The sequence below is a fragment of the Flavobacterium johnsoniae genome (assembly GCF_001879205.1).
GTDB lineage: Bacteria > Bacteroidota > Bacteroidia > Flavobacteriales > Flavobacteriaceae > Flavobacterium > Flavobacterium johnsoniae_A.
This window is the reverse complement of the sequence record NZ_MLFK01000013.1, coordinates 177,541-197,909: the sequence shown is the minus strand read 5'-3', so window position 1 is coordinate 197,909 and position 20,369 is coordinate 177,541. Positions and strand designations below refer to the sequence as shown.

Sequence of the window (20,369 nt, the reverse complement as noted above, 5' to 3'; positions counted from 1 at the left end):
TTGCCACAGATTAAAAGATTAACTCAGATTTAAAAATCTTTTAATCCTGTAATCTGTGGCAATATTTTTTTAACAGTCGGCCATATTTACTGCAACAGCCAGTCCGCCTTCTGAGGTTTCTTTATATTTAGAATTCATATCTTTTGCCGTCTGCCACATGGTATTAATTACTTTATCCAAAGGCACTTTGGCATTTTTAGAATCAGTTTCAAGAGCCAGTTCGGCTGCATTTATGGCTTTTATAGCGCCCATGGTATTTCTTTCGATGCACGGAATCTGAACCAAACCTCCAATAGGATCACAGGTTAATCCCAAATGATGTTCCATTGCAATTTCAGCCGCCATTAAAACCTGGGCAGGAGTACCGCCCATTAATTCGCAAAGTGCTGCCGCTGCCATTGATGACGAAACACCAATTTCGGCCTGACAGCCTCCCATTGCTGCAGAAATCGTAGATCCTTTTTTAAAGATACTTCCAATTTCTCCGGCCACCATCAAAAATTGTTTAATTTCTTTTTCGCCTGCATTATGGTTTTCGATTACCAGATAATACATTAAAACGGCTGGAATAACGCCCGCACTTCCGTTTGTAGGCGCTGTTACAACACGACCTAACGAAGCATTTACTTCATTGACGGCAAGAGCAAAACAGCTTACCCATTTTAAAATCTGGCGAAATTTAACTTCCGTTTTCCTGATTTCTTCCAGCCAGGACTGCGGATCATTGTAATTTGATAAACCAATTAAATTTTGATGCATATCAAAAGCTCGTCTTCTTACATGTAAACCGCCCGGAAGAATTCCTCCCGTATGGCAGCCAATATACATACATTCGAGCATTGTATTCCAAATACGCATTAATTCTGAATGAATTTCTTCTTCGGAGCGCATTGATTTTTCATTTTCATATACAATTTCAGAAATCGATTTGTTTTCAGAAATCGTATAGTTTAAAAGCTCTACCGCATTCTGGATAGGAAAGGGGAAAGCACATTTTATAACTTCTTTGATTTTCGCGTTTTCGCGCTCTTCTTTAACGACAAAACCACCGCCGATAGAATAAAAAGTAGATTCGTATTCTGAATCATCATTTTTATAGGCCGTAAATTTTAATCCGTTTGCGTGAAAAGGAAGAAACTCTTTATTGAAAACAATATCCTGAAGAAAATAAAACGGAATTGAGTATTCGTCAGCCAGAATAATCTCGTTTGTATCTTCGATCTTTTTAATAATTCCGGCAATATTATCAACCGGAATATATTCAGGATCCTGACCGCTTAAACCCAGCATAACAGATAAATCGGTAGCATGGCCTTTTCCGGTTAAAGAAAGTGATCCGTATAAATCGACCTTTACGCGTTTAATCTGGTCTAAAATTGATTCGTCTTTTAACTCCTTTAAAAAACGTTCTGCGGCTCTCCAAGGCCCCAAAGTATGTGAACTTGAAGGACCAACGCCAATTTTAAGCATATCAAAAACAGAGATACATTCTTCCATTGTGCAATATTTATTAAGACAAAGATAATTGAATAATGCAATGAACATTTATTTTCGTTTGTTAATGTTGCAGTTTTGTTAAAAAAAATATTAAATTTTAATAATTTGGCAATGAAACAAAATTTATTGCTTAATATGCGGTTTTCGTGAAAACTTGGTATTTTTTTTAGGTATTTTTGTATTGAAACAATCACTAAAGAATCCGATTTTTTTAGTTCCAAAGTAAATCGGTAAACCATAACTTCTGAGATTTCATTTTAATTTGGATACATTTTTTTGCGAAAAATTAAAAGACTACAAAGAAGATAAAATTATATTATGATAGAATTTTTCAAGCATTTTTTACAAGAATTCGAATTACCACTCAATAACCCAGTATTGATTTTTTCGTTAATACTCTTCATTATTCTCTTGTCGCCTATTTTATTAAAAAAAATAAATATCCCGGGTATTATCGGACTTATTATTTCGGGCGTTATCATTGGGCCGCACGGACTTAATATTCTGGCAAAAAATTCAGCTGTAGATTTATTTTCAACGATCGGGCTTTTGTATATTATGTTTATTGCCGGTTTAGAATTGGATATGAATGAGTTTAAAGCCAATCGAAATAAAAGTTTGTTATTTGGATTTTTCACCTTTATTTTCCCCCTGACCATTGGTTTTCCCGTTTGTTATTATTTACTGCAATATGATTTCAACGCCAGTTTCCTAACCGCGAGTATGTTTGCAACGCACACTCTTGTAGCTTATCCTATTGTAAGTAAACTTGGTATTGCAAAAAATCAGGCTGTTGCGATTACAGTAGGAGGAACAATTTTAACGGATACTGCAGTTTTAATAATCCTGGCGGTTATTATGGGAAGCGCTCAGGGAAGTTTAAATCAGGCTTTCTGGATAAAACTAACAGTTTCATTGGCCATTTTCTCAGCAATTATGTTTTTGGTTATTCCAAGAATTGCCAAATGGTTCTTCAAAAAATTAGAAAGTGAAAAACATGCGCATTATATATTTGTTCTTTCTGTGGTTTTCTTCGCTGCATTTTTAGCCGAAGTAGCAGGAGTAGAACCTATTATTGGTGCCTTTGTGGCCGGTTTGGCATTAAATCCTTTAATTCCGCACTCGTCTGCTTTGATGAACAGAATTGAATTTATTGGCAATTCGCTGTTTATTCCATTTTTCCTGATTTCTGTAGGAATGCTGGTAGACATCAGCGTAATTCTCAGCGGACCAACAGCTTTAATTGTGGCAGGAACTCTGAGCGTTGTGGCCATTTTTGGAAAATGGATCGCTGCCTTTTTTACTCAGATCGTTTTTAAATATACCAAAACCGAAAGACAGCTTATTTTTGGCTTGAGCAGTGCTCATGCCGCAGCAACTTTGGCCGTGATTTTAGTTGGATTTAAAGCTGAAATTCTGGATGAAAACATCCTAAACGGAACCATTATTTTAATTTTAATAACATGTATCGTTGCTTCTTTCGCTACTGAAAAAGCAGCGAAAAAAATTGCCATCTGCGAGGAAGAAGTTTCGCATGAAGATGCAGATAAAGACCAAATTTTAGACGAGCATATTTTAATTCCGCTGGCAAAAACTTCGGCTACAGCCAGTTTGTTAGATTTTGCACTTTTAATTAAAGATAAAAAATCAGCCAATCCGGTAACGCTTTTAACAATTGTTCCGAATAACGATCAGGCAGAAAAAAACATTTTAAAATACCGAAAAGCGGTTGATAAATTTGTAATTCAGGGTTCAGCATCTGAAGTGAAAATCAATACCATTGCCAGAATCGATCATAATCCGGCGAGTGGTATTGCAAGGACTTCTAAAGAAATCATGTCGGATATTGTGATTGTAGGATGGCCAAGAAAAACCGGATTTCTGGATAAAATTTTTGGAGAAAATGTAGATTCAATTATCAACAATGTCGATAAAAGCTTATTTATCTGCAGGTTTCAAAGAAATTTTATCGAAGAAAAAAGGCTGGTTTTTATTTGTCCGCCATTTTCAGAACGCGGTGTTGGATTTCAGCTTTTACTACAGAAAATCTGCAGGTTATCGCAGGAATTGAGTATCCCGATAGTAATTTATGCCGAATATAAAACACATCAAACCATTCAACAGATTGCTAATAATCTTCGATTGAATGCTAAATTAGGTTTTAAAAGTGTTTTAGAATGGGATGATTTTGAATCTATTTCAGATGAAATCCGTCCGACTGATTTAATTGTTTTCAACCTTTCCCGAAAAGGTTCGGTTTCTTATCATTCTATTTTTGACAGACTTCCTCAAAAATTCGAAAAATTCTTTAATGATAACAATATCATTTTAGTTTATCCGCAGGACGACCGAAAAGAAAGTGCCATGGATGCTTACGAAGATTTTACGGCATCTCCGTTAACTAAAAGTCTGGAAGCAATTGAGCAGATTGGACGTGGTTTGGGAAGTATTTTGAAAAAAGGTTAGAATAGAAATATTTACTATAGCATAAATGACAAGAAGTTTCCTGGTAATTGCATTGATATTTATAAATTTTGCAGCAATTGGACAAAATAAAATGAAGAAGGTTGAAGAACTAATAGATAAGAATGACCCTGGCTGGGTGATCGTTGAGGACTGGATTAAAACAGCAAAAAACAAGGTCGAAATTCTACCGGTCGATGCTGTTAAAGCAAAAGACGCTTTGTATAAAACTCAGGTTACAACGCGTTCTACAATGGGAGCAGTTGTTTTTATGACAGGCGGTCTTTTAGTCGATGATGGCTGGATTCGTATTTTGGGTTCAGGAAGTTCAGGATTTGACCGTTCACTGCCGGACTGGAACAAAGGAAAATCGTTTAATGAATTTGGCGAAAATCCTTCTTTTTTATTAATTGCAGATGATGCCATTGGCGGTTTTTATTTATTAAATGGCGGGGGATTAGGAACTGATGTAGGGAAAATCTATTATTTTTCGCCGGATAACCTCGAATATGAACAGCTTGATATAACGTATTCTGAATTTTTAGGTTTCTGTTTTAATAACGATCTCGACAAGTTTTATGAAGGAAACAGATGGAACGGATGGAGAGAAGAGGTTTCGAAAATAAAAGGCGATCAGGTTTTTAATTTTTACCCTTTTTTATGGACAGCCGAAGGAAGTGATATTAATAAAAGTTCCAGAAAAGTAATTCCGGTTGAGGAACAATACAGCCTGAATCTAGATTTACGAAAACAACTTGGTTTTGATAAGTAATTTCAAAAAAAACAATAAGATGAATCATAAAATCAAATCAATCCGTCCTTTTATTGGGGCTGAAGATTTCCAAACTTCCAGGAGTTTTTATCGTGATTTAGGTTTTGAAGAAACAGTTTTAGATCCAAAATTTTCTGTTTTTAAAGTGGGAGAAATAGCTTTTTATCTTCAGGATTATTACGATAAAAGCTGGATCGAAAATACGATGATTTTTATTGAAGTTGATAATGCCGAACGTTATTATAATGAACTTTTGGCACTAAACCTAACAGAAAAATACGGCGTTAAACTTACGCCAACACGCCATTTAGATTGGGGAAGCGAATGTTTTCTGCACGATCCGTCCGGTGTTTTATGGCATTTTGGAGAATTTAAAAAATAAAGAATCTGCCACAAATTCGTGTAATTCGCGACGATAAAAAAATTTCACAACTCAAAATCTTTTAACTGAATTGTATTTCTTTCTCTTTGATACCAATCGTTAAAAACCAGTTCAAGTTTATCGGCTTTGAATTCGCCAAAATTGTAATCACGAAATTTCTCTGTAACTGCCATTAATTGTTCTGGATTTTGAAGTTTTTCTTTAAAACGCATTACTGTTGAATGTGCCGTAGAAATTGTATAACGGCTGTCGATACTTTGTTCTAAAGCAGTATTTTTAAAGTTTTCCCGAAGTCTGTTTCTTAAATTATTCAGAGAGCCATTTGATGGGAAACCCTGAATCATAATAGCCGAATTTGAACCTGTTATGCCTCGAAATTGGATTTTAATTTCATCTAAATCAATTATACTTTTACGAATAATTTCGATATAATTTTCAATGGTGATTTTCTCTAAACTAAAACCTTCATAACACGAAATAATCGACATTACAGTTATGTGAATATCAGAATCCGGATAATAATATTGATGGGGTTCAATTGCTTTTAATTCTTTTAAAAACGACTGAATATTGGCTTTTATTTTTTCGCTGGGGCGGAGGAGAAGCGTAATGCCAAATCTGGAATCTGAAATGTCGCTTATTTTGGAGTCCAGGCTATAATTTCCATTTAAAATAGATTCAGATGCTGATTTATAAAGTTGATTGTAATGCTCTGTTAAGTTCATTTAGATAGTTTATTCAGCTTCAAAAATTGATTTTAAAAGCTGTTGTAAATCACGTTTGTTGTTTTCGCTAGTGCCTTTCCATTTTCCAATTATAATTCCGTTTTTGTCAATCAAGACCTTATGCGGAATTCCATTCACAAAATACTCTTTATCGATTTTACTTTGGTTTTCTAATAACGAAATATGTTTCCATGATTCTATTTTATTTTTTATAATAGCATTTTTCCAGGAATCTGATTCTTTATCTTCTGTAATACTTATGATTTCAAAACCTTGATGTTGGTATTTTTTGTAGAGTTCTTTTATGTATGGTAATTCTTCCAGGCAAGGAGCGCACCAGCTGGCCCAAAAATCGATTAGAATATATTCTTTGTTTTTAAAATCAGCAAGTGAAATAGTTTTATCGTTACTATCTTTTAAGATAAAATTGGGCGCAGGACTTCCTACTTTACTTTGCTTGAAGTATTTTAGTTTTTCTGCCATTTCTTTTCCCTTTTCGGAGTTCTTGATTTCTGGAGAAAAATTTTGAAATACTTCCTCGAAAGTATCATAATAATTCATGCCTTCAAAACGTCCGACTCTTATTCGAATCATTTCCAGACTTTTTATTGAATTGGGATGTTCTTTTGCGAACTTAAATTCTTGGTTTAATTCATTTATCCGATTTTTATCAATCTCGTTGATTAAAGAATCACCTTTGAGTAAAAGCTGCTGTAATTTAACCGAATCTTTTACAGTTTCAATTTCAAGTTGATTTTGTTTGGTTAATGCCAGAATAGATTCAAATTTAGTTTTATAAGGTTGATGAAATTCGGCAATTTCCTTTTCTACAGCTGCATCATCCTGAGCATTTACAAAATTACAAGTAAGTAATACAATGCCAATAAAAAGGAAGTTTAGATTTTTCATCGATGTTAATTAATTATTTAAGTTTTTAGATTCGAGAAATTTACTTCTTTTTTGCTTTTTCAAGATTTTCTTTCACTCTAAATTTTACAATTTTAGTAATTAAATCATAGGGTATTTTATCTTTTAGAGGAAACTGAACAGAACCTTTTCCTGATTTGTATTTTGAAAGTTCTGCAGCAAAAGCTTCGTGACCGCTTGGCAGAGCATACAGTCCGATATGGTTTTTAAAAGCCGCAAAATAAACCACGATTCCGTTTTGATCAAAAGCCGGCATCGAATAACTGATTTTTTCTTTGGCATCGGGTGCTGCCTTTTGAATTGTTATTCTAACTTTCTCTAAAATTTCCTGAACGTCATTTGGGAAAGCGCCAATGTATTCGTCTATATTTTCGGGTTTTTTCGTTTCCATGTTTTTTTTGTTTCAGGTTACTATTGCAAGTCACTAAAGTGAAGATCTTCTCATTTTATGTCATTTCGACGAAGAAGAAATCTCCGCGATAAGCTCGCCAAAGATTGGACTTTCGTTGAGGAGTTACTTGGGGAGATTTCTTCTTCGTCGAAATGACAGCACAGTACGTTAATTGTTTTTTAGACTGTAAAAAAAACTTAGCTTACTTAGCGTAAATCTTAACGTACTTTGCGGTTAAATATATCCTCTAAGCAAGTCCTTTCGGGAATCGGTCCAAAACCAAATTCAATTGTAATTGATGTTCTAAATAAGCTTTTGCTCCTGCTAAAACTAAAGTAAAGCCTTCGGTTGAATTTCGAACCTGATCAATTATTTTATCTGAATCTCCTTTTAAACCCGAATTTGTAATGCTTACAAAAGTTTCATTTTCGTTTAATGGTGTAAATATCCATTCTACTAAAGTCGTTTCATCGGGATTTCCCCATTCGATGACAATCTTTTTATTTTCCTGTAAAACGTGCGTTGTAACCGAAAGCGAAAAGCCATACATTTCCCAGGTCCATTCGGTTTTTTTGCCTTCTTCCAATTTTTGGGAACCTTTTGTAAACCAAAATTTACTGGTAATTTCCGGATCAATAAAAGCCTGAAAAACTTCTGAGACAGGTTTTCTAATCAGCATTTCGGCTTTTGCAAATTTGTTATTTTCTGTTTTCATTTTTTGTTGGTAGGATGTTAGTTGCAAACTGTAAAATGTGAAAAAAGTCTAGTTTGTCATTCCTCTCCCGAAGCCTCGGGATCGGAATGACAAGATTGGATTTAAAACTGATACTTTTTTCGAACATCTAATTTAATAAAAAAAATCCACACAAGTTTTTGGACTTATATGCATTATAATAGTATTTGAAAAGTTAAATCCCAAATTCCAAAAACAATCCTGAGGCTTCGGGACTACAATCTATTCTCTAATTGTAGTTTTGTCATGAAGCGCAATTTCGGCAATTTCGTCTTTTCGTTTAAAACTTACACCTTGGTGTTGCTGCATATATTTGATGAGATCATTTGCGGCTTTTACCATTTGCGGCGTGCCTCCTATACGATCATGAAAACTAATAGACATTTGTCGGCGTTGTGTTTCACTTTCTGCGTATAATTGGTCAAATTCCATTTTAACTTGTTGAAAGAATTGATCTGCCGAAAAGTTTTTCCCTTCAATTAAAACAATATCGTTGCATCTAAGTGTATACGGAACGACGGCAAAATCTTTGTTTTTGACCTGAATTATAAAAGGCTCGTCACGACTAAGATCATCAATATGATATTTGAAACCCAGTTCCTGTAAAATATCGAGCGTATTTTGTCCTCGGCGTAACCAGTTGGCATTGTAACCAACAGGAGTAAAACCGGTGATTTTTTTTACCGCATCGACACCGTCTTTAATAAACTTTTTTTCTTCATCATAAGACATTGTGTATTGCGTGCTCCAGCTCATTCCGTGCGCGGCAGCTTCATGGCCTCTTTGTACAATTTCTTTGGCCAGATCCGGATTTTTTAAAACAGCAGTTCCAACCATGTGTGAAGTAACTTTTATGCCCAGTTTATCCCAATTGTCCAGCATGCGCGGAATACCTTCTTTGTATCCGTATTCGTACCAGGTTGCGGCAGGAAGATCAATGAAGCCTTTTTGTATATTTTGAGGAAATGGACTTTCGGCATTTTGGGGCTGTCCACCGGCTTCAAACTGCATTGAAATTGAAACAACGAGTCTTGAGCCGTCTGCCCATTTTGTTTTTTTCGGGGAGAAAAGAGGAGCGTTCTTTGAAACTTCCGAAAAAGTTTCAATAGGATTTATCATGCCAACCATTCCAATTATTCCGGTCTGTTTTATAAAATTTCTTCTTGAACTCATGATTTTTATTTTTTAATTAAGTTATCTATCGCCCAACTGTTGTATTCTGCAAAATGCAATAACAAAGCAAAAAATGCAACGTGAATGAGCTGTGAAGGAATTGCTTCCCAGTTTTCAATCATCGATGTTCCAAACAATAAAGCAAGCATAACAAAAGCCCCGGCGATTAAAGATGGTTTTGTAAATAAACCTAGTAATAAGAGAAGCCCAATCACAAATTCGGCTATAGGTAAAATATAACTGAATGGCGTTACGATGATTTTAGGCAGTATCGAATTCTCAAAACTGCCCACCATCCAATTGCTGAAAGCGGTTAGTTTTGGAAGACGCACTAATCCGTGGCCAAACATACTGATGGCGACAGCAAGACGTAATAATAAAAAAGAGGTTGTTTCCATATTGATATGATTTTATAATACAAAGTTGCAGAGAACAACTTTTTAAAATTTGTACAATCATTGGAATAATTTGTATTTTTGGGAGATGGAAATTAGAAACTTATACCATCCTTTTGAACTTCAGTTTTTGGAAGTTTTAGAATATGAAGCAAAAGAACGTAAAAACACATTCTTTGAAATGGTGTTTGTTCTGGAAGGAAAAGGAACCCAGATTATCAACGATCATCGTTTACCGTACAGCAGTGATAAGTTTTTCCTGATTTTTCCGCAGGATACCCACAGTTTTGAGGTTACTGAGAAAACAAAATTTTTCTTTATACGGTTTCATAACAGCTATCTTAAAACACAAAACAGCGACTGGATTCAGAAATTGGAATTTATTTTCCATAATCACAACCATATGCCGGGCTGTATTCTAAAAACAGTAACCGATAAACCATTGATAAGGGCGATGATCGAAGCGCTTATAAAAGAACAAAACAGTAATTTTCCGCAGCAACAGGAAGTTATTAAGCAGATTCTGAATACGATCATTACGATTGCTGCGAGAAATATTTCGCTGATTGCGCCGCTAAATCTCAATCAGTCGAATGTAGTACCGAGTCTGGATTTACTGCATTATGTTCATCAGAACATCTATCAGCCCGATCAGTTAAAAGCATCGAATATGGCGGCAGCCTTTAATGTTTCACCAACATATATCAGCGAGTATTTTAAAACTAAAACAGGGCAGAGCATACAGGAATATACAATCGCATACAAAGTAAAACTCATTGAAACCCGATTGAAATATACCAATATGCAGATCAATGAAATTGTATATGAATTTGGTTTTAGCGATGCCAGTCACTTAAACCGATTGTTTAAAAAACATACCGGATTAAATCCAAGTGACTATAAAAAGCAGTTTAAAAGTGTTTGACAAAAGCGAATTTAAGATTTGCTTTTGTCAATCCATTTTCCAACCGTTGGCGCAGTGTAATTTCTCATTTGATCTAATAAATCGTCAATAGAATCACTAACCAATAGCATTTTTTGATTGACTTCTTTCAGCAATCCTTTTTCTGTCATTGTTTGCAATAATTCTATAAGTGAATCGTAAAATCCATTTACGTTTAAAATTGCGATTGGTTTTTTATGTAATCCTAATTGTGCCCAAGTCAGCATTTCGAAAAGTTCTTCGAGTGTTCCAAAACCGCCGGGAAGTGCAATTACGCCATCGCATAAGTCATTCATTTTGGTTTTTCTTTCGTGCATGCTTTCTACCAAAACTAATTCTGTTAAGCCTAAATGAGCAATTTCTTTAGATCTTAAAAAGTTTGGAAGCACACCAATTACTTTTCCGCCTGCGTTTAAAGCTCCGTCAGCGACAGCACCCATCAAACCTACATTTGCTCCGCCATAAACTAGTTCTATATTTTGTTCGGCTAATGTCTTGCCCAAAGCTGTTGCTTGTTCTTCGTAAATTTTTTCAGTGCCAAAACTAGAAGCACAGAAAACGGTTATTCTTTTCATTTTTTATTTTTTTGTGGGAATGTAAAAATGTGAGTTGTGAAAATGTGAAATGTGAAATGTGAAATGTGAAAATGTGAAATGTAAATTTAAAAGTAAATGTTAAAAGTTAGAATTCGTCTTTTTTAGCGGTTCCCAACTCACCATTCACTTTTTACATTTTCACATTTCACATTTCACATTCTCCATCTTACAAAGTTCGTATTCAAAATAGGGTACGTCTACACCATTGATTGTAAACATTATATCATTGATTTTTTCTGCTCCAAGTTTTAAAACGGCTTTTTGAGAACGAAAATTCTCTGCCCCGACATGAAAGAGCACTGAGTTAATGTGTTGAAAAGCATAATCAATCATTAATTTTTTATTTGAGTTATTATAGGGCCCGCCCCAATATTTTCTTGTAATGAAAGTATAACCAATTCCAACACTCGATTTTTCTGGATTGTAATCATAAAAACTAGTTGTTCCCATTATTTCATTGGTTTGTTTATCCAGAATTAAGAATGAGCCTTTTGTAATTATAATATCAAAATAAGTTTTAAAACCTTCTCTTGTGTATCGGTCTTTTACAGGATTCTGTTCCCAGATTAAAGGGTCGGAAGCGGCTTTAAATAGTGCTTCAAAATGTTTTTCTTCTAACGGAATTAACTTTGTGATTTCATTTTCTAAGAAATCAGGTTGTAAATTGAAGTTTGATGCTGCCATTTTTTTGTGGTTTTAAGTTACAAGTTAATTTCAAATTTTTCGAATCTGTACACAAGAAACGTTCTCCATTTTAATTTCTTTTCCTGTTTTTTTTAATAATCCGGTTTTAGAATCTCTTTTAAAAACAATAATATTTCCGGATAAGACATTCGATGCTACTAAAAACTTTCCGCTCTCATCAAGGGCAAAAATGCGGGGATGTTTTCCTAAAGTTGACTGATAACCAATGTTTTTCAGGATTCCGTTTTCATCAATAGAGAAAATTGCAATATTGTTTTCCTTGCCTCGGTTTGCAGCGTATAGAAATTTTCCATCCGGAGAAATATGAATATCAGAACTTTCAAAACCTTCTTTTATTTTATCAGGATGCGTGGCAATACGCTGTATTTTGCTCAAAACACCATTTTCATAATTGTAAACGCTTATTTGTCCCGCCATTTCTTCAATACAATAACCCCATTTTTGATTTGGATGAAAGGTGAAATGTCTTGGTCCGGCTTCTAAATCAGTTTTTGTAAATGGATTTTGGGTTTCGATTAAAGGCTGTTTTTTATTTTCATCAAAAGCATAACAGCGAATTTTATCGGCACCTAAATCTGGCAGAAACAAATAATCGAATTGAGGAGAAAATACAGCCGAATGAACGTGAGATCTGGTTTGTCGTTCTTTGTGTGTACTTCCGTCGATGTATTGGAAATTTTGAGCAATAGAATCGATTTTACCGTTTTCTAAAATTGGAAAAACAGAAACACTTCCTTCTGTATAATTCGCATTGGCGATCCATTTCCCGCTTTTATGAACGGTGACATAAACGGGATTTTCACCGCCGCTTCTTTGACTGTTTAAAAAAGTGAGGCTTTTATTTTGAGGGTTAAACTCGAAACTGCTTATACTTCCTGCATTTGGCGTTTTGGTATCGGTACAGGCATAAACATATTTGCCGTTTGGAGAAATCGTCAAATACGATGGATTTACAATATCTTTTACCGAAGTTATTTTGCTCAATTTACCATTTACAGTATCCAATTGATAAACCTGAATTGCTTCTGCCGTTTTATCGCGATTGTACGATCCTAAAAAGACATAGGTGTTTTGAGATAAAACATTTAAGGTGAATAGAAAGGTGATGGTTATATAGGTTAGTTTTAGTTTCAAGGTTTTTAGTTTTTATTTGTTTTTACAGTTTCAGGTTTCAGGTTTCAGGTTTCAGGTTTGAAGTTTCAAGTTTCAGGTTTTATCCAGTTTGTCAGGCTGAGCGAAGTCGAAGACCTTGTGCGCCCTTATCCCGAAAGACTCAGAATCGATAGGTTGACAAATGAGTGTTTTAAGTTTGCAATCAACGATCAACGATCAACGATCAACGATCAACCATTACCTAATCCCTTTCCACCATTGCTTAAACTCTTGTTTTTCGTTTTTCAGTTCTACTAATTCTCCAATCATTGGGGTAATCAGCGGAATTGGATTTTCTGATTTGGCATTTGATTCTGTTACTTTTGTCAATGGTTCATCCCAGGGATGGAGGGATAATGCAAATTTCGAAGAATGAACCGGAAAAACTCTTTTTGCTTTTAAATCTTTTATGGCTTTTATGACATCATCTGGCATATTATGAATGTATTTCCATTTTTCGTTGTATTGCCCGTTATCGATTAAAGCGATATCAAACGGACCGAATTTAGCTCCTATTTCTGCAAAATGTTTGTCATAACCACTGTCTCCGCCCAAATACATTTTAAAACCTTTGGCTTCCAGAACAAATGAAGTCCAAAGCGTATTGCAGCGTTTAAAACTTCTTCCTGAAAAATGACGCGACGGCGTAGTATAAAGTGTTAGGTTTTGATCTAATTCTATTTTTTCGAACCAGTCTTTTTCGATAATTATCTCTTTTGAAAATCCCCAAAACTCAAAATGAGAACCAACGCCAAGTGCGGTTATTACTTTTTTGGTTTTCGGTTTTAATTTGATGATGGTGTCATAATCTAAATGGTCGTAATGGTCGTGCGTAATCAACAGATAATCAATTTCGGGAAGATCATCTACGGTATAAATATCCGTTCCTTTAAACGATTTTGTGGTGCCCGAAATAGGAGAGGCGTTCCCGCTGAAAACCGGATCGATTAAAAACCGTTTTCCTTCGAGCTGAATAAAATAAGAAGAATGCCCAAACCAGACCAAAACATCCTGATCGATTGAAAGCTCGTTTAAATTGGTTTTGATTGACGGAATTAAATCTGTTGGAACTTTTCTATCGACTTTTTTAAAGAAGAACTCCAGTAAAACCCCAAGAAATGTTGCGCCTTCGGTCAGATCCGGCGTGAAGCTTTGATTTTCGAATTTTCCGTTTTTATATTGAGGAGATTTTTCAATTAAAGCTAATCTTTCGCCCGAAGGCTTTTTTCCAAATTTTGGATGCTGCAGGAAATTATAAGCGATAAGAACGAGTATAAGAACTATAATTAAGAATGTGATCATTTTTATTTTGATGGATATAGATTGTGGGTATATTCAATCGAAAGCAAAATTATTTTTTTTAAGACTTCGATGTCAATATCAGCTAGTTTATTGATGTAAATACAGGCTTTTGATACTTTGTGTTTTCCTAGTTTTGAAAGAAGTTCTTCTCTCTTTTCTTCAGGTAAATAAAAATATACTGTAGTCGCGGCTTTTCTTGGAGAAAAAGCAGCTAAAGGTGCATCGCCTTCATGACCACTGGCATATTTGTAATGATACGTTCCGAAACCAATAATGCTTGGTCCCCACATTTTAGGCTCAAAACCGGTAATCTGTTTCATTGTTTTTACCAGTTCAAAAGCATCATTTCTCTTTGCTTCGCTATCTACGGCATTTATGAAATCAATAACACTGCTGTCTGTTTCTGCGGTTTTATTCTTTGCCATAATATTTATTTTTTTTGAAGTAAATCACTTTTCAGCAGTATGTTTTTGATTTTAAATTCATTGATATAAAACAAATCTGAATTTTCATTCATCTGATTTTCCAGTACAATCAAACTCACATCACTTTGAGGGAAATACAAATTTACAGAAGAAAAACCATCGCCTAATCCTGTATGACCTAAATATTTTGCAGGTTCTTTTTCGATATTTCGAATGGCGTAGCCATAAGGTTCTTTCTCTTTTCCAAAAAAGTTATGTTGTGACAGCACTGTGGATTGTATCATTAATTGATACGTTTCTGGTTTTAGAATTTTTCCTTTGTGGAGATTATTATTCCAGGTTGCTAAATCATTTACAGTGGAAATTATGCCGTCAGCACCTAAATTTTCATTTGTTATCATTGTTTTTTCGACAGTCTCAAATGTGTTTTTATTATTTATATATCCTGCCGCTAAATTTTGTTTTTTACTATCGGAATAACATAAAGTATTTTTCATTTGAAGTTTTTTGAAAAGTGCATTGGCTGTTTCGCTGTAGCTTTTTTTCGAAATATGCTCAACAATTTGTCCCAAAAGGCTGTAATTAAGATTTCCGTAATGAAAATTAGTTCCGGGTTTAAATTCCAGAGGCTTATTGATGTCAACAATTCCGTGCGTATGATTTAAAAGTTGATGTATGGTGACAGAATCTGCCCAGGTTTGGGTAAGTTCAGGCAGATATTTTTTGATAGGATCCTGCAGATTAATTTTGCCTTTTTCTACTTCCAGTAAAATCAAAACAGCAGCGACTTGTTTACTATTCGACATGATTTCGAATTGTGTATTGGCTGTTAGGGACTTTTTAGTTTTAAAATCAGCAAAGCCTTTTACTTTGGAATATAATGTTTTTCCGTTTTTCGAAATTAAAACTGCGCCATTAAAAACAGGAGAAGTACTATTTTGAATAACACTGTCGATTTGAGTTATGTAACTATCTTTTTTCTGAGCAAATGAATTGCAGTTTATTAAAAGGAAAAGTAAAGAAAGTAAGGATAGGGTTTTGTGGTTCATTTTTTAGTATTCAGTATTTTTAGTGTTTAGTATTCAGTCGCAGTGTTCAGTCTCAGTGTTCAGTCTCAGTCTCAGTCTCAGTTTTTCAGCTGTAATCTGCGACTGAACCGCGACTGCGACTGAATACTGCAAACTAACCAGTAATCTAAAACATCCCATTTTCGTTTATTGTTTCGCTCGGAATTGGCTGTCCTAAATCCCAGAGTTCAATTATTTTATCTGCTTTGAATTTTAAAATATGAACGACTGCAAAACCAATATCTGTTGGGGTTTGTTTTAAATGTGAATGTACGGCAACCAAATTGTCATCTTCTAAAATATGATGAATAGTAAAAATTTTATTTGGATTTTTTCTGGCGGATTCTTCCATAGCCAGCATTAAAGTATCGGCATCACCTTTAAAATGAACATTATGGTGTTTGAAATTTTCTCCAGCATAAAGCCTAAATCCCTCATGCGGATGCCCGCTTGCAGCAAGTTTTAAGAAGTTTTGTGCAATTTCTTTCTTAGTCATAATTTAAAGGATTAAACAGCAAACTAAGTTATGAAATTTAGAATTATATTTTTAATTAAAAAAACCGGAAAAATTTTATAATTCTTCCGGTTTTATCTCTGATACATCGATCCCTAATTTTGTAAATTCTTTTTGACCTAAATCGGTAATATACAAGTGTTTATCAGCTGGATTTTTCTTGGAAATCCAACCTTTTTCAGCAAATGTTACGGCGAGCAGCTGACCTAGTTTTCCGCCAATATGTTCGTAACACATTTTTGCCGGTTTCTGTTTTGGAGTTTTCTCGTTCATTTTTTCAATTTTATTTTTTACTGCGAACTAATCTTAAAGCCAGGTAAGCCATTGGTATATACGCAAAAACCAAATCGACAACAGTAAACCACATTGGCGACGGAAGCGAACAAACGCTTACAATACCTCCCAGCAGAAAGAAAGCACCAATTACTAAAGCTAATTTCTTTTTGTGATTGAAAGCAATAAAAGCTGTTGTAACTGCTCCGGCAAATGTTCCGATAGCATGTGCTAAAAACGGAAAAATAAAATGTTCGGCCTCAAATAAATGCATTGTTTTTTGCAGGCCTTCCATCGTAGTATTGTCGACACCATTTGGAGGCGGAATAATCGATCCGCTTATTAAAATAATACTCATATTAACAATACTTCCAACGATAATTCCAACAATAACAGCCAGGATGTTCCTTAAAATGGGGTTCATAAATTTTTCAGTTTAGTTTTACGAATTTATGAAATTATAAATGGTTTTGCTAAAATGTTTTTTAATTGAATGACTGCCTGAATTCTAAAGGCGAAACATTGGTTTTGGTTTTAAACAGTTTACTGAATGACTGCTGATGTTCAAAACCTAATTCAAACGCAATTTCGCTAACGGATAAGCTGGTTGTAGAAAGTTTTTCTTTTGCTTTTTCGATTAATTTATTATGAATATGATGCTGGGTAGTCTGGCCCGTATGATGTTTTAGTAAGCCGCTTAAATAATTGGGCGAAACATTTAAGTTTTCGGCAATATAATGCACGGTTGGCAAGCCTTTTTTTGAGAGTGAGTCATCGCTGAAATAATCTTCAAGCAGTTTTTCTAAACGTGCCAGAATTTGATGACTGCTTATTTTGCGGGTTATAAATTGTCTGTTATAAAAACGTTCTGAGTAGGTGAGTAATAATTCGATTTGGGCAATAATAACATCCTGGCTGAATTTATCAATATTAGACTGATATTCCTGCTGGATATTTTTTATGATATCGATAATCATTTTTTCTTCTTTATCCGAAAGGTGAAGTGCTTCATGAACCGAATAGCCAAAGTATTCGTACTGTTTTATTTTCTGCGCAAGCGGCGTATTCCATAAAAAATCAGGATGGATCAATAATGACCATCCTGTATGCTGTAAATCAGCATTTCCTTCAATAGAAAAAACCTGCCCCGGTGCCATAAATAACAAAACTCCTTCTTTAAAATCATATTCCTGCTGGCCGTAACGCATCGTTGCATTGGCATGTCTTTTTAATGCGATGCAGTAAAAATCAAGAATCAGGCTTTTGGGTTCATTTTCTTTTAGATACTTTAAATCTTCAAAATTATAAACACTTACTAAAGGATGTTCGGGTTTTGGCAAATCTCGAAACTCGTGAAATTCGCTGATGCTTTTTATTCGATAAGGTTGCGGATTTGCCATAGCCTAAAGTTATTTATTTTGGATTATAAATTGATGCAAATTCATGGGCATAATCAGCCAATTTTGTTTTCCCAAATAAGGCAGGTTTATTTTTAGCAAAATCCTCACCCAGTAAACCACTGTAAAGTCCGGCATACATTTCGGTTAAACCTGCGGCAATTTTGGGCTGAATCCCTGCAGAAACTAATCCTTTCAGTGTTTCTTCATTGGTTATTAACTGCCATTTTAAATCTGGTTTTCCAATGGCCTCACCAAGAATTCGTGCAGTTTCATGGCCGGTTACTTCTTCGCTTACTACATAACGGATTTTTTTCCCGTCGGTCGGATTTGTGATTTCCTCGGCAACAGCTTCGGCAATATCATTTGGAGAAACCCACGGAATCAATTCATCGGCTCCGTAATTTGCGGAGATAAAGCCTTGATTTTTAATCATTGGGATATAAGCCAGTAAATTGTAATAAAAAGAAGTAGGACGCATAAAAGTAATCGAAACATCTGAAAGCTGCTTTAAAACCGCTTCGATTTCATTATAGCGCTGAATAATTCCTGAGTTTTGTTCTAAATGTGCACCAATACTGCTCAGGAAAACGATTCGTTTTACGCCGGATTGTTTAATAGCCTGCGCATACGTATTTCCAATTTTGCGGGTAAAGGCATCCAAATCCAGATTTGGGTCAAAATAATTCGCTCGCGGAATCATGCAGTAAACGGCATCGGCTCCGGTAAAAGTCTGCGTTAGAAAGTTTAAATCTTCTACCGAACCAACTGCAGCTTTTGCACCTAGTTTTTCAATTTCTTCTTGTCTTTGGTTACTGCTGGTAATTACCGTAACCGAATGCCCTTTTTCAATCAATATTGAAGCTAAGGGTTTGCTGATGTTCCCTAAAGAACCTGTAATTATAATTTTCATCTGTTCTAATTTTTGATGTTACAAAGTTGCGTAACATCAAAACGACAGCTGTAGCCAAATCTACTATTGTTGTAGCTTAAAAAAAAAGAGGTTCTTTTTAAGGGACTAAGTAATGAGGTGCTAAGAGGCTGGGTTTTTTATCAAAATTAAGCGCTTAGTTTTGAGATAATTTTTTTTCGTTTTCAGTTTGGGGTCTTCCGGTTGCGTTGGGTTCGCCTTTTCCTGTTGTAATTAATTTTTTTAAACTGTTCTGAATGTAGTTTGTCCAGGCGCCTTGACATATTTCAAAACATTCGTATTCTGAGGTTAGGCCAAAGTGCGTAAAACGAAGTTCTGTTTTTCCTTCTTTTTCAGAAATTTCAAAAGTTGGTTTAGTTCCTGTCCACTCGGTTTTATCTTCTGTGAATTTAAAATAGTTTTCTTCCACCAGCCAGACAATTTTTTGATTTGGAATAACCTCAATCAATTTAACTTTACAGCGATGAACATCTTCATAATGGTAATTAAATTCATTGTTAAGTTTGGCCGTATTTCCTTCTATTTCTTCTGACCACCATCCTCGCACGTTGGTAACGGCATCAAAAACTTCTTTTGGAGATTGATCGACAATTATTGCTGTAGTAAAATTTGCTGTACTCATCTTCACGATTTTTAAAGTTGAATATCAAATTTATTCTTTAAAAATCAAACAGATAGGTTTTTATAAGACAATTTAGAGGGCGATTTCGGACAAGTTTGGAATTTTAGATTTCAGCTCTTGTTCTGAAGCCTTGGGAAGTTAAGAGTGGCAATTAACCGGATTTGAAATTTGAATTTATGTCAGGCAATTTTAACGCACATCCAGCCTGCTTTCATGATTACCTTGTCATCAATATAAGCAGTTCCCTGCTGTTTTATTATTTTTTCGCTTAAGCGAATATTTTCGATTACAAATTTGACCTGATCGCCAAATTTTGCCCCGTTGTAAAATTCGGCGTTTTCGATGCTTACCAAACCAAATATTCCATCGGTTACACCTAAAAGTTTAACTCCGGCACCTCCGCATTGTGCCATGGCTTCTATTAAAATTGTTCCCGGGATAATGTCAAGTTCAGGAAAACTCCCCTGAAGCCAGTGATCTTTTTCTGTAAATGTTTTGATACCAATTATTTCTTCTTTGGTATAAGATAGTACTTCATCAACAAAAAGAAACGGAGCTCTGTGCGGAATAAGATTTTCTATATTTTTTGCCATGCTTGTAGTTTTTGTTCTTTGCAATATACGGAAAATCCAGCGATCTTAAAAGCGGCTTATTTTAATTTGACATTATTTTTAATGCTTCATCTAAGCTTTTCACAAAATTGATTTTTCGATTTTTATTGCTTTCAAAAATAAAGTACTGAATGCTTTTACTTTTAAATTTTTCAAAATCGCCAATAATGGCCAGACGGACTCTAAAATTGGAAAATTTTTGAAGTATTTCGCCGGCAATTCCATTTTTTAAATCAAAGAAAAGCGGTGTTATGTCTTTTTCATACAGAATGATACGGTCAAAATCCTGATAATAAATAGTGGCAACTAAATCTGAACCATCTTCAATCGATTGAATAATTGGGCTTTCAGCGATAACTTAGGCGATTCGGTT

At 34.8% G+C, this 20,369-nt stretch carries 25 protein-coding genes; 4 read left to right on the top strand and 21 right to left on the bottom strand.

Translation table 11 applies throughout. From position 1 onward, the window contains the following. Window positions 1-69 precede the first annotated feature (69 nt). Entirely contained in the window at window positions 70-1,497 is a 1,428-nt protein-coding gene (locus BKM63_RS22890; RefSeq protein WP_071638889.1) for an L-serine ammonia-lyase, read from the bottom strand. 318 nt (window positions 1,498-1,815) lie between these two features. Here BKM63_RS22890 and BKM63_RS22885 point away from each other — a divergent pair, with 318 nt between their 5' ends. Genes BKM63_RS22885 through BKM63_RS22875 form a run of 3 tightly spaced genes read left to right on the top strand, consistent with a single transcriptional unit; the run spans window position 1,816 to window position 5,114 of the window. Next, a complete protein-coding gene (locus BKM63_RS22885) occupies window positions 1,816-3,963 on the top strand; it encodes a cation:proton antiporter (protein WP_071638888.1) in 2,148 nt (715 codons plus the stop codon). A 25-nt stretch (window positions 3,964-3,988) separates the two neighbouring features. Continuing rightward, window positions 3,989-4,732, top strand: a complete 744-nt coding sequence (locus tag BKM63_RS22880) for a DUF2625 domain-containing protein (protein ID WP_207539306.1) — start codon at window positions 3,989-3,991, stop codon at window positions 4,730-4,732. Window positions 4,733-4,751: 19 nt separating this feature from the next. Continuing rightward, window positions 4,752-5,114, top strand: a complete 363-nt coding sequence (locus tag BKM63_RS22875; RefSeq protein WP_071638887.1) for a VOC family protein — start codon at window positions 4,752-4,754, stop codon at window positions 5,112-5,114. A 44-nt stretch (window positions 5,115-5,158) separates the two neighbouring features. Here the strand turns inward: BKM63_RS22875 and BKM63_RS22870 are convergent, their stop codons facing one another. The 6 genes from BKM63_RS22870 to BKM63_RS22845 form a co-directional block, all read right to left on the bottom strand. Continuing rightward, entirely contained in the window at window positions 5,159-5,839 is a 681-nt protein-coding gene (locus tag BKM63_RS22870) for a mutarotase (RefSeq protein WP_071638886.1), read from the bottom strand. 9 nt (window positions 5,840-5,848) lie between these two features. After that, on the bottom strand, window positions 5,849-6,748 hold the full coding sequence (locus tag BKM63_RS22865; protein ID WP_071638885.1) for a TlpA family protein disulfide reductase: 900 nt from the start codon (window positions 6,746-6,748) through the stop codon (window positions 5,849-5,851). A gap of 40 nt (window positions 6,749-6,788) precedes the next feature. Further along, the gene (locus BKM63_RS22860; protein ID WP_071638884.1) at window positions 6,789-7,157 is read right to left on the bottom strand and encodes an iron chaperone; all 369 of its coding nucleotides are present in this window, start codon (window positions 7,155-7,157) and stop codon (window positions 6,789-6,791) included. A gap of 247 nt (window positions 7,158-7,404) precedes the next feature. After that, window positions 7,405-7,872, bottom strand: coding sequence for an SRPBCC family protein (locus BKM63_RS22855; protein ID WP_071638883.1), 468 nt, complete (start codon window positions 7,870-7,872; stop codon window positions 7,405-7,407). 240 nt (window positions 7,873-8,112) lie between these two features. After that, the gene (locus tag BKM63_RS22850; RefSeq protein WP_083572321.1) at window positions 8,113-9,063 is read right to left on the bottom strand and encodes a polysaccharide deacetylase family protein; all 951 of its coding nucleotides are present in this window, start codon (window positions 9,061-9,063) and stop codon (window positions 8,113-8,115) included. A gap of 5 nt (window positions 9,064-9,068) precedes the next feature. Next, complete coding sequence (locus BKM63_RS22845) at window positions 9,069-9,461, bottom strand: DoxX family membrane protein (protein ID WP_071638882.1); 393 nt, start codon at window positions 9,459-9,461, stop codon at window positions 9,069-9,071. 85 nt (window positions 9,462-9,546) lie between these two features. Between BKM63_RS22845 and BKM63_RS22840 the strand changes: the two genes are divergently transcribed. Further along, the gene (locus BKM63_RS22840) at window positions 9,547-10,383 is read left to right on the top strand and encodes an AraC family transcriptional regulator (protein ID WP_071638881.1); all 837 of its coding nucleotides are present in this window, start codon (window positions 9,547-9,549) and stop codon (window positions 10,381-10,383) included. A gap of 11 nt (window positions 10,384-10,394) precedes the next feature. Here the strand turns inward: BKM63_RS22840 and BKM63_RS22835 are convergent, their stop codons facing one another. From BKM63_RS22835 to BKM63_RS22770, 14 genes are all read right to left on the bottom strand, one after another. Further along, the gene (locus BKM63_RS22835) at window positions 10,395-10,976 is read right to left on the bottom strand and encodes a TIGR00730 family Rossman fold protein (protein ID WP_071638880.1); all 582 of its coding nucleotides are present in this window, start codon (window positions 10,974-10,976) and stop codon (window positions 10,395-10,397) included. A gap of 159 nt (window positions 10,977-11,135) precedes the next feature. Continuing rightward, window positions 11,136-11,681 carry a GNAT family N-acetyltransferase gene (locus BKM63_RS22830; protein WP_071638879.1) on the bottom strand — a complete coding sequence of 182 codons (546 nt, stop codon included), beginning with the start codon at window positions 11,679-11,681 and terminating at the stop codon, window positions 11,136-11,138. Window positions 11,682-11,711: 30 nt separating this feature from the next. Then, window positions 11,712-12,836, bottom strand: a complete 1,125-nt coding sequence (locus BKM63_RS22825; RefSeq protein ID WP_071638878.1) for a lactonase family protein — start codon at window positions 12,834-12,836, stop codon at window positions 11,712-11,714. 216 nt (window positions 12,837-13,052) lie between these two features. Beyond that, entirely contained in the window at window positions 13,053-14,156 is a 1,104-nt protein-coding gene (locus tag BKM63_RS22820) for an MBL fold metallo-hydrolase (protein WP_071638877.1), read from the bottom strand. A 2-nt stretch (window positions 14,157-14,158) separates the two neighbouring features. Then, window positions 14,159-14,581 carry a DUF1801 domain-containing protein gene (locus BKM63_RS22815; RefSeq protein ID WP_071638876.1) on the bottom strand — a complete coding sequence of 141 codons (423 nt, stop codon included), beginning with the start codon at window positions 14,579-14,581 and terminating at the stop codon, window positions 14,159-14,161. Window positions 14,582-14,586: 5 nt separating this feature from the next. After that, window positions 14,587-15,630 (bottom strand): serine hydrolase domain-containing protein, encoded by a 1,044-nt coding sequence (locus tag BKM63_RS22810; RefSeq protein WP_071638875.1) that lies wholly within the window; start codon window positions 15,628-15,630, stop codon window positions 14,587-14,589. A gap of 145 nt (window positions 15,631-15,775) precedes the next feature. After that, window positions 15,776-16,144, bottom strand: coding sequence for a nuclear transport factor 2 family protein (locus BKM63_RS22805; RefSeq protein ID WP_071638874.1), 369 nt, complete (start codon window positions 16,142-16,144; stop codon window positions 15,776-15,778). A gap of 75 nt (window positions 16,145-16,219) precedes the next feature. Continuing rightward, a complete protein-coding gene (locus BKM63_RS22800) occupies window positions 16,220-16,435 on the bottom strand; it encodes an ArsR family transcriptional regulator (RefSeq protein ID WP_071638873.1) in 216 nt (71 codons plus the stop codon). Window positions 16,436-16,445: 10 nt separating this feature from the next. After that, window positions 16,446-16,859, bottom strand: coding sequence for a hypothetical protein (locus BKM63_RS22795; protein ID WP_071638872.1), 414 nt, complete (start codon window positions 16,857-16,859; stop codon window positions 16,446-16,448). Window positions 16,860-16,920: 61 nt separating this feature from the next. Beyond that, window positions 16,921-17,835: a helix-turn-helix domain-containing protein gene (locus BKM63_RS22790; RefSeq protein ID WP_071638871.1), complete on the bottom strand. Its 915-nt coding sequence runs from the start codon at window positions 17,833-17,835 to the stop codon at window positions 16,921-16,923. 13 nt (window positions 17,836-17,848) lie between these two features. Next, window positions 17,849-18,745 carry an SDR family oxidoreductase gene (locus tag BKM63_RS22785; RefSeq protein ID WP_071638870.1) on the bottom strand — a complete coding sequence of 299 codons (897 nt, stop codon included), beginning with the start codon at window positions 18,743-18,745 and terminating at the stop codon, window positions 17,849-17,851. Between the two features lie 154 nt (window positions 18,746-18,899). After that, window positions 18,900-19,385 (bottom strand): SRPBCC family protein, encoded by a 486-nt coding sequence (locus BKM63_RS22780; protein ID WP_071638869.1) that lies wholly within the window; start codon window positions 19,383-19,385, stop codon window positions 18,900-18,902. Between the two features lie 179 nt (window positions 19,386-19,564). Continuing rightward, window positions 19,565-19,978, bottom strand: a complete 414-nt coding sequence (locus BKM63_RS22775) for a 3-hydroxyacyl-ACP dehydratase FabZ family protein (protein ID WP_071638868.1) — start codon at window positions 19,976-19,978, stop codon at window positions 19,565-19,567. Window positions 19,979-20,039: 61 nt separating this feature from the next. Beyond that, on the bottom strand, window positions 20,040-20,351 hold the full coding sequence (locus BKM63_RS22770; RefSeq protein ID WP_347512188.1) for a DUF4180 domain-containing protein: 312 nt from the start codon (window positions 20,349-20,351) through the stop codon (window positions 20,040-20,042). Window positions 20,352-20,369 lie beyond the last annotated feature (18 nt).

Bases quoted from the DNA above. Each gene is read 5' to 3' on its own strand.
- BKM63_RS22890 (WP_071638889.1), bottom strand. From the start codon at position 1,497: ATGGAAGAATGTATCTCTGTTTTTGATATGCTTAAAATTGGCGTTGGT.
- BKM63_RS22885 (WP_071638888.1), top strand. From the start codon at position 1,816: ATGATAGAATTTTTCAAGCATTTTTTACAAGAATTCGAATTACCACTC.
- BKM63_RS22880 (WP_207539306.1), top strand. From the start codon at position 3,989: ATGACAAGAAGTTTCCTGGTAATTGCATTGATATTTATAAATTTTGCA.
- BKM63_RS22875 (WP_071638887.1), top strand. From the start codon at position 4,752: ATGAATCATAAAATCAAATCAATCCGTCCTTTTATTGGGGCTGAAGAT.
- BKM63_RS22870 (WP_071638886.1), bottom strand. From the start codon at position 5,839: ATGAACTTAACAGAGCATTACAATCAACTTTATAAATCAGCATCTGAA.
- BKM63_RS22865 (WP_071638885.1), bottom strand. From the start codon at position 6,748: ATGAAAAATCTAAACTTCCTTTTTATTGGCATTGTATTACTTACTTGT.
- BKM63_RS22860 (WP_071638884.1), bottom strand. From the start codon at position 7,157: ATGGAAACGAAAAAACCCGAAAATATAGACGAATACATTGGCGCTTTC.
- BKM63_RS22855 (WP_071638883.1), bottom strand. From the start codon at position 7,872: ATGAAAACAGAAAATAACAAATTTGCAAAAGCCGAAATGCTGATTAGA.
- BKM63_RS22850 (WP_083572321.1), bottom strand. From the start codon at position 9,063: ATGAGTTCAAGAAGAAATTTTATAAAACAGACCGGAATAATTGGAATG.
- BKM63_RS22845 (WP_071638882.1), bottom strand. From the start codon at position 9,461: ATGGAAACAACCTCTTTTTTATTATTACGTCTTGCTGTCGCCATCAGT.
- BKM63_RS22840 (WP_071638881.1), top strand. From the start codon at position 9,547: ATGGAAATTAGAAACTTATACCATCCTTTTGAACTTCAGTTTTTGGAA.
- BKM63_RS22835 (WP_071638880.1), bottom strand. From the start codon at position 10,976: ATGAAAAGAATAACCGTTTTCTGTGCTTCTAGTTTTGGCACTGAAAAA.
- BKM63_RS22830 (WP_071638879.1), bottom strand. From the start codon at position 11,681: ATGGCAGCATCAAACTTCAATTTACAACCTGATTTCTTAGAAAATGAA.
- BKM63_RS22820 (WP_071638877.1), bottom strand. From the start codon at position 14,156: ATGATCACATTCTTAATTATAGTTCTTATACTCGTTCTTATCGCTTAT.
- BKM63_RS22815 (WP_071638876.1), bottom strand. From the start codon at position 14,581: ATGGCAAAGAATAAAACCGCAGAAACAGACAGCAGTGTTATTGATTTC.
- BKM63_RS22810 (WP_071638875.1), bottom strand. From the start codon at position 15,630: ATGAACCACAAAACCCTATCCTTACTTTCTTTACTTTTCCTTTTAATA.
- BKM63_RS22805 (WP_071638874.1), bottom strand. From the start codon at position 16,144: ATGACTAAGAAAGAAATTGCACAAAACTTCTTAAAACTTGCTGCAAGC.
- BKM63_RS22800 (WP_071638873.1), bottom strand. From the start codon at position 16,435: ATGAACGAGAAAACTCCAAAACAGAAACCGGCAAAAATGTGTTACGAA.
- BKM63_RS22795 (WP_071638872.1), bottom strand. From the start codon at position 16,859: ATGAACCCCATTTTAAGGAACATCCTGGCTGTTATTGTTGGAATTATC.
- BKM63_RS22790 (WP_071638871.1), bottom strand. From the start codon at position 17,835: ATGGCAAATCCGCAACCTTATCGAATAAAAAGCATCAGCGAATTTCAC.
- BKM63_RS22785 (WP_071638870.1), bottom strand. From the start codon at position 18,745: ATGAAAATTATAATTACAGGTTCTTTAGGGAACATCAGCAAACCCTTA.
- BKM63_RS22780 (WP_071638869.1), bottom strand. From the start codon at position 19,385: ATGAGTACAGCAAATTTTACTACAGCAATAATTGTCGATCAATCTCCA.
- BKM63_RS22775 (WP_071638868.1), bottom strand. From the start codon at position 19,978: ATGGCAAAAAATATAGAAAATCTTATTCCGCACAGAGCTCCGTTTCTT.